We start from the raw sequence: 13,411 nt of genomic DNA, 5'->3' as shown, positions 1-13,411 counted from the left end.
CAGCGCTGCTCATGTCCCGGCCGCACGAGCTGAGCGCCCGCCGCGCGTGCGAGAGCCGGAACCGCGGCGTGCCTGAGGACACGCCGCGGAACGAGGACGCACCTCAGAGCTTGGACAGCTCGTCCACGAGATCGTCGAGACCCAGCGGCCCCTGGGACAGCGCCGCCATGTGCCAGGCCTTCGCGTCGAAGGCGTCACCGTGCGCCGCCCGCGCGTTCTCGCGGCCCAGCAGCCAGGCCCGCTCGCCCAGCTTGTAGCCGATGGCCTGGGCGGGCATGGACAGATAGCGGGTCAGCTCGCTCTCGACGAAGTCCGCGGGCCGTCCGCTGTGCCGGCCGAAGAACTCCTCCGCCAGATCCGGGGTCCACCGCTCCCCGGGGTGGAACGGGGAGTCGGCCGGAATCTCCAGCTCCAGGTGCATGCCGATGTCGACGATGACCCGGCAGGCCCGCATCATCTGCGCGTCCAGATAGCCGAGCCGGCGCTCCGGGTCGGGCAGGAAGCCCAGTTCGTCCATGAGCCGCTCCGCGTACAGCGCCCAGCCCTCCGCGTTGGCGCTGACTCCGCCGATGGTCGCCTGGTAGCGGGAGAGCTGGTCGGCGACGTGCGCCCACTGCGCGATCTGCAGATGGTGGCCCGGCACACCCTCGTGGTACCAGGTGGAGACCAGGTCGTACACCGGGAAGCGGGTCTCGCCCATGGTCGGCAGCCAGGTCCGGCCGGGCCGCGAGAAGTCCTCGGAAGGGCCGGTGTAGTACGGGGCGGCGGCGCCGCCGGGAGGGGCGATGCGGGACTCGACCACGCGGACCCGCTCGGCGAGTTCGAAGTGGGTCCCGTCGAGCGCCTCGATCGCCTCGTCCATCAACTTCTGCAGCCACACACGGACTTCTTCGACTCCCTCGATGTGGGTGCCGTGCTCGTCGAGGTGGGCCAGCGCCTCCCAGGGCCCGGCCCCGGGAAGGATCTTGTCCGCTTCGGCCTTCATCTCACCGAGCAGCCGGTGGTACTCGGCCCAGCCATAGGCATACGCCTCGTCGAGGTCGAGCTGCGTACCGTTGAAGTAGCGCACCCAGCGGGCGTACCGCTCGCGGCCCACCGTGTCGGGGGCGCCCTGCACCGCCGGCGCGTAGACCTCGCTCATCCAGTCGCGGAGTGCGACGAGGGACTCCGTGGCGACGTGTGCGGCACTGTCGAGTTCGGCGCGCAGTTCGTCCGGCCCTGCCGTGACGAACTCCTCGAACCAGGCGCGTCCGTCCGCGGCCGTCGCGCCCGACCACTCGCCGAGCTGGGTGATGAACGACGCCGTGGCCCGTGGACCGGCGGCCAGCTTGCGTTCAAGACCCAGCGCCAGCGACGCACGGTAGCCCTCCAGAGCGGCCGGGACCGCACGCAGCCGCTCCGCGACCGCCGCCCAGTCCTCCTTCGACCCGGTCGGCATCACGGTGAACACATTGCGCAGGGCGTGGGCGGGGGAGCGCAGATTGCTGACGGTGCGCAGCCCCTCCTCGGCCTCGTGCACGGCCAGTTCGGCCGTGAGCCGCTCGCGCAGCAGGCGCCCGCAGCGCCGCTCCGCGTCCGACCCGGCGCCGGGCTGCTTCTCTGCCTTGTCGAGCTGTACGAGCGTCGCACGGGCGAGATCGGCCACGGCCTCCTGGCCGGCCGGGGAGAAGTCGGGGAGGCGGGTCGCGCTCGCCGGGACTCCCAAGTAGGTACCGGTGATCGGATCGAGGTCGATGAGTGCGTCGACGTAGGCGTCGGCGACCTGGCGGGGCAGCGCGCTGCTCGGTGTCTCTGGCATGTGCTCATCCTGATACGACCGAGGTGCCGCCGTCACCACCGAACGATCTCAGATGGCGTCAGTCGGCTGACAAATGAGCATGCCCGGCGGGCTCCTGAAGCGGCGGCAGCAACGGACCGCAGTCCCAGTGCTGGAAGATCAGCCGGGTCTCCACACGGGCGACTTCGCGCCGCGAGGTGAACTCGTCGAGCACCAGCCGCTGCAGATCCGCCGTGTCAGCCACGGCCACATGCACCAGATAGTCGTCGGGGCCCGTCAGATGGAACAGCGCACGTGACTCGGGCAGTGCCCGCACCCGCTCCACGAAGGGACCGATCAGCTCCCTGCGGTGCGGGCGTACCTGGACCGAAAGCAGCGCTTCAAGACCCCTGCCGAGTTTGGCTGGATCCAGTCGGAGCTGATGGCCGAGGATCACGCCGCTGCGGCGCATTCGGGCCACTCGGTCCAGACACGTCGACGGAGCGACACCCACCTCCGCGGCAACCTCCCGGTAGGTCGTCCGGGCGTCGTTCTGCAGAACGCGCAGTATGTGCAAATCCACCGGGTCAAGCGCGACAGATTCGGCCATGGCCCGAACGTAACACGGCGCAATCTCACTACTCGCCGGTAATTGTTCAGAGTGCCGGGCCATGGACTACTCCGCCTCGATCGCCCCCATGCCCACAACCAGGGCGCTTGCCACCGAAGCCGTGCACGCCGGCCGCGAGGATCTCGTGGAGCTCGGCCTGCATGCCGTACCGATCGACCTGTCGACCACCTACCCGTCGCACGACGTCGAGGCGGAGGCCGCGCGCATCGACGCCTTCGCCGCGACCGGCGGCCGGCTGGAGGGCCCGCCTGTCTACGCCCGGCTCGACAACCCCACGACGGCCCGTTTCGAGACGGCGCTGGCCCGGCTCGAGGGGACCGCGAGCGCCGTGGCCTTCGCCAGCGGCATGGCGGCCCTCACCGCGGTGCTGCTGGTCAGGGCCTCGATGGGGCTGCGCCACGTGGTGGCGGTCCGGCCGCTGTACGGATGCAGCGACCATCTCCTGGAGGGTGGGCTGCTCGGCACCGAGGTGACCTGGACCGACCCGGCGGGAGTGGCGGCCGCGATCCGGCCGGACACCGGGCTGGTCATGGTCGAGACCCCCGCCAACCCGACGCTGTCCGAGACCGACATCAGGGCGCTCGCCCACTCCTGCGGTTCCGTGCCGCTCCTCGTCGACAACACCTTCGCCACGCCCGTCCTGCAGCGGCCCGCGGGGCAGGGCGCGCGGATCGTGCTGCACAGCGCGACCAAGTACCTGGGCGGGCACGGTGACGTGATGGGCGGCGTCGTGGCCTGTGACGAGGAGTTCGCCGCCGCGCTGCGGCAGGTGCGCTTCGCCACCGGCGGAGTGCTGCACCCCATGGCCGGCTATCTCCTGCTGCGTGGTCTGTCCACGCTCCCGGTACGGGTACGGGCCGCGTCGGCGACCGCCGCCGAGCTGGCCCGGCGCCTCGCCGCCGACCCCCGTGTCGCCGAGGTCCACTACCCGGCGGTGGGCGGCGCGATGGTCTCCTTCGAGGTGTACGGGGACCCGCGCGACGTGATCGGCCGTGTCCGGCTGATCACGCCTGCGGTGAGCCTCGGCAGCGTCGACACGCTCATCCAGCACCCGGCCTCCATCAGCCACCGGATCGTGGCCGAAGGAGACCGGCGCGCCGCGGGCGTCGGCGACAGGCTGCTGCGGATGTCGGTCGGGCTGGAGGACGTCGAGGACCTGTGGGCCGATCTGTGCGAAGCACTCAGTGCTCGCCGCGCCCCCGCTCGTGGGGGAGTGCCTGCGGCAGCTCGTACGGAAGCCGGGAGCGCACGGGAGTCGCGTCCAGCCGGGCGGTGATCACGAGCGTCCCTTCCTCTATCTGGTAGTCGAGCGGGAGGCCGAGCCCGCGCATGGCCGCGACCATGCCCGTGTTGGACGCCTGCGTCACGGCGTACACGCTCTCGCATCCCGCCTCGACGGCCATCGCGACCAGCCGGCCCAGCAGCTCGGAGCCGATGCCACGGCGCTGCCATTCGTCCTCGATGAGGAGCGCCACCTCGGTCTCGTCGCCGTCCCAGAGCAGGTGACCGAGGGCGACGATCCGGCCGGAGGCCGTCTGAACGGCGAGCGTGCGGCCGAACCGCGGGCTGAGCAGATGGTTCAGATAGCGGTCCGCGTCACCCACCGGGCCGTGGTACCGCAGGCCCAGGGTGCGTGCGGAGCACCGGTCGTGCATCGCCCGGGCGGCGGCGAGGTCGCTCGGGTCGGCGCGGCGCACGGTGATCTCATTGCCCTCCGGGAGCGTCAGCACATCCTGGCTGCGCGGAATGCGCGGGCCGAGGCGGGCGTCCAGCTCGACGAGGGCGCGTGCCCGGGCGAACTCGGTCGGCGTGAATGGCAGATAGGGCCGCTCGACCGTGATCGTTCCGCCGTTCGGATCGCGCAGCCGTATCACCGTCTCGTCCAGCACGCCTTCGACGGGCGCGTGCCCACCGGTCGGCCGGCCCGTGAGGGTTTCGGCGGGCAGGGAATGGATCGTGCAGCGGCCGAGCAACTGGCGCAGTGCGAGGGGAAGTTCGGCCGCGTCCAGAGCGGTGCGGGTGGCGAGGCCGAGCAGGCGCGTCGGGGTGTCCACCAGGTCATGCGCGTCGGCGCGCTCGATCCAGGTACTGCTGCCGCCCGCGGCAGCCACCTCCCGGGTGATCTGCTGCGCCTGCAGCGTGGCGGGGGCCCGCAGCAGGAACTCGTCGACCGTCCCGTCCGCGAGGGGGTGGGTCTGGAGCGTGAGGATGTCCACGTGGTGGCGGGCGAGTGCCGTGCACAGCGCCGCGAGAGTGCCGGGCTCGTCCCGCACGGTCGTACGCATCCGCCACAGTGCCGCGCTCTCGCGCGCGCCGGGCTCGTCCGCGGCGGACCGGTCGGAGGTTCCCGACGTGCGGCCGGTCCCGGAGCGGGCTGCTCCGGGACCGCCGGTATCGGCGGCCGGGGGCGCATGGCTGTGGCGCCGTGCCCACCATGTGTGGAACGCGGCCGTGGCGATGAGTGCGACGGCGGAGACGACGAGCAGATAGGGGCCGTCGGGACCGTGGGCGATCGTGTTCGCCACGGCGTCCGCGACGGCGACGGCGGTGAACAGGGCGGCCAGCTCGATCAGATCCCGCCGCCAGTGGTGTTGACGGCGGGCCTTCTTCACGGAAGTCACTTCAGTCATGCCATCACTGTGACCGAAGGGTGTTGCGTGATCACGAACGCTTTGTGACTGACTGGTTAAGCGCAGATCTAGCAGGTTATCGGCTGTTTTCTGCAATTTGTGTCCTGGACTGATCATGGCTGTGACGCAACGCGGTCAGCAGCCGGTTGGCCTGGGTGACCAGCTGTGAGGAGCCGCCTCGCGCGGCCAGCTCGGCGAGCCCACGGGGCTCCGGAACTCCGTCCGGCTCCGCGGCTGCCCCGCACCGCTCCAGGCAGTCGGCGGCCACGGACAGTATCTCCCCGGTGCCACGCGGTGGATGACCTGCCTCCAGCAGACCGGGAAGCGCCGCGCCCAGCACCGACCACGTTGTCGCGTACGCACCGGTCGCGGCGGCCGTACGGACCGCGTCCGCCAGCCGGTTGGGCTTGACCGTACCAAGCGAGACGAGCTCGGCAACGTCACGTCCCAGCCGTTCACCATCCAATTGGCCCCGTGCCGCGAGCACGAGCAACGCGTCCACCGCCGAGAGCCGGTCCTCGGCATGCCGCGCCCCGAGCCCGCAGGCCACCGCCAGGTGCAGGGCCTCACCGGCAGGGCCGCCCGACTCGGCCAGCCGCGGCAACACCAGGGCGCTGCCGCGCGCTTCGGAGGTGGCGCAGGCCGTCACCTCGGGCAGCAGCCAGGCGGCCAGCGTGTCGCGGTCCTCGGGCATGACCGAAAGCCACTGGGATTCCAGCGCCGACCAGTGATAGCAGCGGCCCTGTCCGGAGTGAGGGCGCCCCAGCCTCTGGAACGGCTGCGGGAACTCGTGCTGGAGAACCAGCCGCTCCCGGGTCTCCAGCACGATGTGCCGTACGGCATCCCGTGCGCGGTCCCACCAGTGGTGCTGGGACGGCGGTCCGGGCTCATGGACGCGGCGCAGCAGTGGAGCCGCGTCGCCGTCCGCCCGGAGCCAGGCGGCGAGCCGCTCCCCTTCCCGGGTGCCCAGCGCTGCCGCGGCAACCGCGGCGCCGTCCCCGCCGCTTCCGTCCCGGCGCACGCGCAGCAGTGCCTGGGCGAAGTCGCCGGACGCCGGGTCCGCGCACAGCCGCTGATACGACCGCAGCCGCTCCACGAGCTCGCCCGCCTCCAGCGTCCCGCTCTCCTCGGTCGGCGTGGCGAGGAGGAACGGCAACGGCCGGGTCCTGATCCGGTGGGCGGCCTCCCACAGCCGGTCGTTGACCACGGCATCCAGAGCGAGGTGGGCGCAGTCCGCGGTGGAGCCGCCTCGTACCCTCCCGTCGCGCAGGCTCGACAGTGACACCCGCTCCAGCACGGCGGCCGCGACGACCTCCATTCCGTGCAGCTGCTCTGCCGAGGGCAGTGGCGATGCCTTCCTGTCCGATGCGTCCCTGTCCGATGCGTCCTCCAGCCACCAGCTGCCGGAGAGCGCGGGGCGCAGCGCCTCGGCCAAGGCTTCCCTGTCCCGGTAGGAATGCCGCACGAGGCCGTCGAGCGCCCGCTCGAACTCCGGCACGGACATGGAGCGCGACTTGAGCAGCGCCGCCACGAGCTCGACGGTCTCGGCGACGGTGTCAGGTGCGGGAGCCATCAGCCGGGGGACCGGTGCCGGTGGCAGGGTCTCCTCGTAGTACGGCACGGTCTCGGCACTCAGGAGCTCTTGGCCGAACACTTCGGCGGCGAGCGTCCGGTGCACCGGGCTCAACCGGTCCGCACAGTCGGCCAGTTCCTTGCGCAGACTGTCGTCCACGTCCTCCGCCCGCTTCCGCCCGCTGCTCGACAGATGACGGGCCACCAGCTTGAGCGCACGCTCCTGGACCCCGGTGTCCTCGTGCCCGAACGCCTCGGCCACCACCGGCAGCAGCTCACCCGCTGCCGACGGCTCGCGCCGCAGCACCTTGCCGAGCAGCACCAGCTGAGCCCGGACCAGCTTCTTCTCGGTGCGGAACAGCACCGCGCCGGACATCTCCGCGAGCTGCCCGACCGGCAGTTCACCGGACTCGGCCGGCCGGGCGAGGACTTCCTGGGCGTGAGCGGCCAGCGGCGACGGCCCGTCCGCGGCCATGGCGATCCAGTCGGCCGTACGGTCCAGTTCCTCCTGCGGGGTCAGCGCGAGGCGCTTCAGCAGGATCAGGAAGAACCGCAACTGCCCCGGCCTGCCTCCACGCAGCAGCCGCGCCACGCACCCGTCGACGAGCACGGAGCGCTCCAGCACTCCTTCCTCCGACAGCCGTGCGAGCGCCGACGGCCAGTGGTTCGGTGCCTCCGGGTCTTCGTACCAGGAGAGAACCGGAGCCGGCTCCACCGTCTCGAACAGGCGGGGCACCAGCACCCGCACATGCGGATCGTTGCGCAACGCCAGGGGGAGCGTGGCCCGTGAGGCGTGCGAAGGCCGGGCCGATATCAGGGACTCCGCCCAGCCGTGCACGAAAGCGTCCGTCGTCGGCACGGGACACTGCGCGATCCGGACCAGCTCCGAGATCAGCGGATAGTCCTCTCCCGCGGTGGACGCCCGGTCCGCGAGCCGGTGAGCCAGATCCCCGAGCCATGCGGGATCCCGGTCGGCGAGGATTTCGAGCAGAACAGCGGTCGGCAGCGGCCTCCAGTTGCGAAGCTCCCGCGCACCCAGCCACGCGGCAGCGGCCGCCGCCCCCGTGTGGCATCCGGCGCCCGCGACGAGCAGGGCGTACTGGGCGGCGTCACGCTGCCGCCAGCGGTCCAAGTCCCCGTTCCACCCACGCACCTCTCGGCGCAGCGCTTTCAACTCGACGGCCGCAGCCCGGCGTTCTGCCGTCGTCATCGACTTCACCAGTCCCGGCACGTCCTGCTTCCTGCCCGCCCGGACGGCTTCCAGGAGGTCCTTCATCGCGCACCTCCCGCAGTCTGCGCGCCGCGCTTGGTCATGCGTACGGCCAGGGCGTGTTTGCACGGGCCGCGGCTGCCCCGGTAGTCGGCCCACCACGTGCACGTGCAGCTGAGCACGCCGTCCGAGTCCCGCACCTGGTAGCGCCGGTCACCCGAGGCCACGGTCGCCGTCGCGCCCGCGATGCGTACCGCGCCCGCCGAGACCAGGGCCCGGGCCGCGACCAGTCGCGGATTGTGCCGCTCGGCGCGGTCCGCGTCGTACGGCAGCTCCCGGTGGAAGTACGCCGCGTCCGCGAGGTCGTACCCCACCCGGCCCGCGGTGCCGAGCCGGACGAGGGCGGCACGCACGCGCGCCACGGTGAGCCCCGACTGCTCGGCGAGGTCCGCCGGGTCGATCCGGGGCTCCCAGGCCAGCAGGACCGATATCAGCTCCGCGTCCTCCGCGGCCTCGTCGGTCGCCAGGGCTTCCAGCACGCCGCCCTCGCCCGAGAACCCTCTGGCCGCGTCCGGCGACAGGGTGAGCGTGAGCCTCATACCGGGCAGCGTCACCTCCCACGCACTCGACGTGGCCGCACCGTCGGCCACCGGCGGCCCGTACACCCGCAGGCCCGTCGCCTGACGCAGCACCCGCTGCAACGCCGTCAACCGTTCCGGCCCGGGCAGGCAGACGGCCCCGGGCCCCGGCCGCGTCGTCGGCCGTAGTGTCCGGCCCGCCGGGACGACCCACATCGCGCCCCGTGACGCGCTGCCCGAGGAACGAGGCAGCGAGCGGAGGAAGCGCACGGCCTCGTCGGCGCTCAGCTCGGCCCGCAGGTCGAAGCCGGCGGAGACCACCTGCGCCTCCGCGAACCCGCGGAGCCAGCGGTCCGGCAGCGGAACCTTCTTCTCCACCACGGGCCCGTCCAGCGTGGTCACGGCGAGCTCGTCGGGCCCGACCCGCAGATGCAGCGGATCGTCCCCGGCGAGCCGTGAAAGTGCCTCCCGCAGCGGGTTGTTGACATCGACGTTCGTCGTGCCGTGCCCGGTCTCGGCACCGTCCAGGCCTTCCTGGAGCACGTCGAGGCGTGCGTACACCCCACAGCATCCGGAGAACGACTCACATCGCAGCCGGTCTCCGTTGCCCGTGACCACCGGGTCGAGCGAGGCGCGCAACTCCCGCTGGTAGTAACGGGTGGACGCCACATCCGCGACCGCCAGCAGCCCACGGGCCGCAGCCTGGGGCGACGTCAGAAAGCCGGAGAAGAAGCGGGGATGGGGCTCGGCTCCCGTGGGCGTCAGCCCACCGGCGGTCTCCAACCCGAGCAGGCGTCCGCCCCCTGCGGACTCCAGGGCGGACGAGCGGGAATAGGCCAGTGCCTGTACGGATCGCGTCATGGCTGGAACCGTAGGGCCGACCACTGACAACGCCCCTCGGCCATCCACAGGCCTGCTCGGGCAGCCATCCATGGGCCTGCCCGGGCAACCTCCACGGGCCGCCCGGGCAACCATTCACGGGCCGGCCCGGGCGGTCATGCACAGACCTGCCCGGGCTGCCCCGATGCGTTGTCAGGTGCCCGCGATCGCCCGCAGCACGCCCGGACGACGGCGCATCACATCACGTGCCGTTCACGGCCGGCACCGGACCGGCATCGGCACCGGACCGGGCGGTCGGCGATTCATCCGCGGTCCTGCCCCACCCGTCCGGGCTGCAGCACCTTGCTGAAGAGAACCTCTCCGCCCTCCGCCCGCAGGCGGACCGTCAGCTCACCGCTGCCGCCGTCGATGTCGACCTCGCCGAAGTGCTGCGGCGACTCCATCGGCGACACATTGGCCCGCTCCGGCGCCCGCACGAAGACCCGGTCGGGCCCGAACGTCCCGTCCAGCGCGTTCGCCGGGAACCCCCCTGCCGCCAGCGGGCCGGACACGAACTCCCAGAAGGGAGCGAAGTCCTTGAACGCGGCCCGCTCCGGGGCGTAGTGCTGTGCCGAGGTGTAGTGCACGTCCGCCGTCAGCCACAGCGTGCCCGTGATCCGGCGGTGCTTGATGAACCGCAGCAGCTCGGCGATCTGCAGCTCGCGCCCGAGCGGTACACCAGGGTCTCCCTGTGCGACCGCCTCGAAGTTCGTGGAACCGTCCGCCACGACGAGCCCCAGCGGCATGTCCGCCGCGAGCACCTTCCACACCGCACGCGACCGCGACAGCTCGCGCTTGAGCCAGGTCAGCTGCTCCGCACCGAGAATCCCGGTCGTGTCGTCCGCCTGCCGCCCGGGGGAGTTGGCGTTCCGGTAGGAGCGCATGTCGAGCACGAACACGTCGAGCAGCGGTCCGTACCGCACCACCCGGTGCATCCGTCCCTCACGCCCGTGAGCCGGCAGCGTGGAGACCGGGAAGTACTCACCGAACGCCTGCATCGCGCGGGCGGCCAGCACGTCCACGTTCTTCTCGGTGTAGCGCGCGTCGTCGAGGATCTGGCCGGGGTACCAGTTGTTGCGCACCTCGTGGTCGTCCCACTGCACCACTGTCGGCACCTGTGCGTTGAACCGGCGGACGTTCTCGTCCAGGAGGTTGTAGCGGAAGTTGCCGCGGTACTCGGCGAGGGTCTCCGCGACCTTGGACTTCTCCTCGGTCGTGATGTTGCGCCACACCCGCCCGTCGGGCAGCGTCACGCTCGGGGCGATCGGCCCGTCCGCGTACACCGTGTCCCCGCTGCACAGGAAGAAGTCCGGGTCGAGGCGCCGCATCTCCTCGTACGCGCGGAACCCGCCGATGTCCGGGTTGATGCCCCAGCCCTGCCCGGCGATGTCGCCCGACCACAGGAAACGCACCCCGGACGACCGGCGCCGCGCGGGGGCCGTGCGGAACGTCCCGTACACCGGCTCGCCGGTGCGGCGCGGGTCGTCGGGGTCCGCGAGCGTCACCCGGTAGTGGATCTGCTCGCCCGGCGGCAGACCGCGCAGCGCGGTCGTCCCGGTGAAATCGGTTCCGGAGCCCAGGAGCGGGCCGTGCCAGCTGTGCGCCCGGCGGAACGACTCGGTCGCCGAGGTCTCCACGATCATCCGGGCGGGCCGGTCGGACCGTACCCACACCAGGCCTGACGACGACGTGACGTCGCCCGTCTGAACGCCAAAGGCAGCGCCCGGCCTGCCGCGCAGAGCCTGGGCCGGGGCGGCGGCCCCGAGCGTGAGCGCCGCCGACGCGGCGAGGGAACCGCGCAGGACGGTACGGCGGTTGTACGACATCGGTACGCCTCCTGAGAGGAAATTGGGCGAGGGCTTGCCGTGCCCATGCCTAGCGCCCGGCGGAGGCGGACACACGAACCCCACGTGAACAACCGGCCGCGCCATGTCCTGTCCGGGCGATCTTCGAGGAACGGGCCGCGCGTCGGATGCATGGGGTCTCCCCGGGCCCGGAGGGCCGAGGGGACGCATCGCAAGGCGGTGGGGGCATCTCGCCGCGGTAGCTGGGGGAGTGCCGTAGCCGGGGGTACTCCCCCTGGATCCGCCGGGGGCACCCCCACCCGGGCGAAGCCCTGGGGGAGCGTCGCGGGCCCGACAAGACCGCCCGGACAGGGCCAAGGTCCGCGGCCGGTCCAACTCCGAGGAGCCGTGTACGGCTTCGGCCGCGGACGCAGCGCGGTCCCGCAGTCGCAAGGATTCAGCGGCTGCCGTCGAGGATCACCCGCGCGACGAGCGCGGGGTCGTCGTTCATGGGTACATGGCCGCAGCCGGGAAGCCGCACCAGCCGGGCGCCGGGGATGGCGTGCTTGGCGCGGACGCCCTGGCGGCGCAGGAGCAGCCGGTCGCGGGTGCCCCACGCCACGGTGACCGGGAGACCGGGTACATCCTCGGTGAACAGCACGTCGCGACCCGCGTCCAGGGTCCGACGGAAGCCGGTGGCTTCCCGCAGGGCGAGCGTCTCCGCCACGACCGCCTCGGGTGAACGGCGCCCGGGGCGGGCGTAGATGGTGCTGGTCAGCGCCGCGCGCCCGGCGGCCGTACGGGACAGCCGGTCGATCATCGGCACGGGCATCATCCGGGCGCCCCGGCGCATCGCGAGCAGCGTCCCGAACGCGTAGCGGCGCTCGTTCTCCGTCCAGAACCCGGCGGGGGAGAGGGCGGTGACCGAGCGTACGAGCTTCTCGCGGCCCAGTTCGAGGGCGAGCAGCCCGCCGAGCGAGTTGCCCGCGACATGCGGCCGGTCGATGCCGAGCGCCGCACAGAACGCGCCAAGCACCGGGACCACGGTCGAGAGGTCGTAGGACACCCCGTCGGGCAGTGCGGGTGACATGCCGAAACCGGGCAGATCGACGGCGATGACCTCGCGCTCGGCGGCGAGGGCGGGAAGGACCGGTTCCCAGGCCTGCCAGTGGTGTCCGATGCCGTGGAGCAGCAGCAGCGGTTCGCCGGTGCCGAGGCGTTCGTACACCACGGACAGCGTGCGGACTCCGCCGGCGGAATCGATCGTGAACGAGACCTTCGAGGCCATGCTGCCGCTCCCTGACCCTGTAGACACCTTGTCAGCAACAATTACCGCTCAGTAGCCCCCGATTCAAGGGGGAACGTCGATGAGCGCGCGGCGCGCATCAACACGCGCCCGGTCCACCGGTGCGTGTGCTGAGCGACGCACAGGAACTGCCTGGACATCACCGGCCCCTTCGGCTGGGATGGGGAGGTGGCCACCGATACCGCGACCGACGTCTTCGAAGCCCACCGCTCCGTGCTGACGGGGGTGGCCTACCGCATGCTCGGCCGGATCGCCGATGCCGAGGACGTGGTCCAGGAAGCCTGGCTGCGCTGGTCCGCCGAGGACCGCGGCGACGTCCGCGAGCCCCGCGGCTATCTCGTACGCATCACCACCAGGCTCGCGATCGACCGGCTGAGGCACGTGCAGTCGCGCCGCGAGGCGTACGTGGGGCCCTGGCTGCCCGAGCCCATCGCGACCGACTTCGACCGCACCGCGCCCGACACCGCCGAGCGCGCCGTGCTCATGGAGTCCGTGTCGCTCGCCGTCCTGGTCGTCCTCGAGTCGCTCTCGCCGCTGGAGCGCGCGGTGTTCGTGCTGCGGGAGGCCTTCGGATTCCCGTACGGCGACATCGCGACGACCCTGGACCGCAGCGAGGCGGCCGTGCGGCAGCTCGCCGGGCGGGCCCGCCGCCATGTCGAGGAGCGCAAGCCGCGATACGACGTCGATCCGGCCGAACGCCGAGACCTGACGGAGCGGTTCCTCGCCGCGGCGTCGGGCGGTGACCTCGACGCGCTCCTCGACCTGCTCGCCCCCGATGTCCGGCTGGTCAGCGACAGCGGAGGCAAGTCGAAGGCGCCGCTGCGGGTCATCGAGACCGCGGACAAGGTGGGCCGCTTCCTGCACGCCGTGGCCAAGGAGCCCCTGCCCGGCCCCGAGTACCGGCTCATGGAGCTCAACGGGGCGCCCGGGCTGCTGGTGCTCTCGGGCGGACACCCCGACACCGTCCTTCAGGTCGAGGTCAGGGACGGCAGGATCCAGTGCATCTACCTCGTACGGAATCCCGACAAGCTCGGCGGCCTGGAGGCGTAGGGCCTGTCCGGTGGG

General features: G+C 71.9%; 9 protein-coding genes. 2 read left to right on the top strand and 7 right to left on the bottom strand.

Annotated elements, in window-relative coordinates; genetic code table 11:
* Window positions 1-103: 103 nt before the first annotated feature.
* Window positions 104-1,798, bottom strand: coding sequence for a DUF885 domain-containing protein (locus ACWGI8_RS26585; protein ID WP_453664591.1), 1,695 nt, complete (start codon window positions 1,796-1,798; stop codon window positions 104-106).
* A gap of 58 nt (window positions 1,799-1,856) precedes the next feature.
* Window positions 1,857-2,366, bottom strand: a complete 510-nt coding sequence (locus tag ACWGI8_RS26580) for an Lrp/AsnC family transcriptional regulator (protein WP_453664589.1) — start codon at window positions 2,364-2,366, stop codon at window positions 1,857-1,859.
* Between the two features lie 61 nt (window positions 2,367-2,427).
* Between ACWGI8_RS26580 and ACWGI8_RS26575 the strand changes: the two genes are divergently transcribed.
* On the top strand, window positions 2,428-3,663 hold the full coding sequence (locus tag ACWGI8_RS26575; RefSeq protein WP_453664588.1) for a trans-sulfuration enzyme family protein: 1,236 nt from the start codon (window positions 2,428-2,430) through the stop codon (window positions 3,661-3,663).
* On the opposite strand, the gene ACWGI8_RS26570 is transcribed toward ACWGI8_RS26575, so the two are convergent.
* The 5 genes from ACWGI8_RS26570 to ACWGI8_RS26550 form a co-directional block, all read right to left on the bottom strand.
* Window positions 3,569-5,017, bottom strand: coding sequence for a GNAT family N-acetyltransferase (locus ACWGI8_RS26570; protein ID WP_453664586.1), 1,449 nt, complete (start codon window positions 5,015-5,017; stop codon window positions 3,569-3,571). The genes ACWGI8_RS26575 and ACWGI8_RS26570 overlap by 95 nt on opposite strands.
* 76 nt (window positions 5,018-5,093) lie before the next feature.
* Complete coding sequence (locus ACWGI8_RS26565) at window positions 5,094-7,865, bottom strand: DUF6493 family protein (RefSeq protein WP_453664584.1); 2,772 nt, start codon at window positions 7,863-7,865, stop codon at window positions 5,094-5,096.
* Entirely contained in the window at window positions 7,862-9,238 is a 1,377-nt protein-coding gene (locus ACWGI8_RS26560; protein WP_453664582.1) for an SWIM zinc finger family protein, read from the bottom strand. The genes ACWGI8_RS26565 and ACWGI8_RS26560 overlap by 4 nt, the downstream gene beginning before the upstream one ends.
* Before the next feature lie 281 nt (window positions 9,239-9,519).
* Entirely contained in the window at window positions 9,520-11,082 is a 1,563-nt protein-coding gene (locus ACWGI8_RS26555) for an alkaline phosphatase D family protein (RefSeq protein ID WP_453664581.1), read from the bottom strand.
* Between the two features lie 415 nt (window positions 11,083-11,497).
* Window positions 11,498-12,328, bottom strand: coding sequence for an alpha/beta fold hydrolase (locus ACWGI8_RS26550; RefSeq protein WP_453664579.1), 831 nt, complete (start codon window positions 12,326-12,328; stop codon window positions 11,498-11,500).
* 186 nt (window positions 12,329-12,514) lie between these two features.
* Here ACWGI8_RS26550 and sigJ point away from each other — a divergent pair, with 186 nt between their 5' ends.
* Window positions 12,515-13,396 (top strand): RNA polymerase sigma factor SigJ, encoded by an 882-nt coding sequence (gene sigJ, locus ACWGI8_RS26545; RefSeq protein WP_453664578.1) that lies wholly within the window; start codon window positions 12,515-12,517, stop codon window positions 13,394-13,396.
* Window positions 13,397-13,411: the final 15 nt, after the last annotated feature.

The organism is Streptomyces sp. NPDC054841, from assembly GCF_053611045.1.
This window is presented reverse-complemented; position numbering and strand designations above follow the sequence as displayed.

What these genes read in the sequence shown, in the direction of transcription:
- ACWGI8_RS26585 (WP_453664591.1), bottom strand. Translation starts at nt 1,798, where the DNA reads ATGCCAGAGACACCGAGCAGCGCGCTGCCCCGCCAGGTCGCCGACGCC.
- ACWGI8_RS26580 (WP_453664589.1), bottom strand. Translation starts at nt 2,366, where the DNA reads ATGGCCGAATCTGTCGCGCTTGACCCGGTGGATTTGCACATACTGCGC.
- ACWGI8_RS26575 (WP_453664588.1), top strand. Translation starts at nt 2,428, where the DNA reads ATGGACTACTCCGCCTCGATCGCCCCCATGCCCACAACCAGGGCGCTT.
- ACWGI8_RS26570 (WP_453664586.1), bottom strand. Translation starts at nt 5,017, where the DNA reads ATGACTGAAGTGACTTCCGTGAAGAAGGCCCGCCGTCAACACCACTGG.
- ACWGI8_RS26565 (WP_453664584.1), bottom strand. Translation starts at nt 7,865, where the DNA reads ATGAAGGACCTCCTGGAAGCCGTCCGGGCGGGCAGGAAGCAGGACGTG.
- ACWGI8_RS26560 (WP_453664582.1), bottom strand. Translation starts at nt 9,238, where the DNA reads ATGACGCGATCCGTACAGGCACTGGCCTATTCCCGCTCGTCCGCCCTG.
- ACWGI8_RS26555 (WP_453664581.1), bottom strand. Translation starts at nt 11,082, where the DNA reads ATGTCGTACAACCGCCGTACCGTCCTGCGCGGTTCCCTCGCCGCGTCG.
- ACWGI8_RS26550 (WP_453664579.1), bottom strand. Translation starts at nt 12,328, where the DNA reads ATGGCCTCGAAGGTCTCGTTCACGATCGATTCCGCCGGCGGAGTCCGC.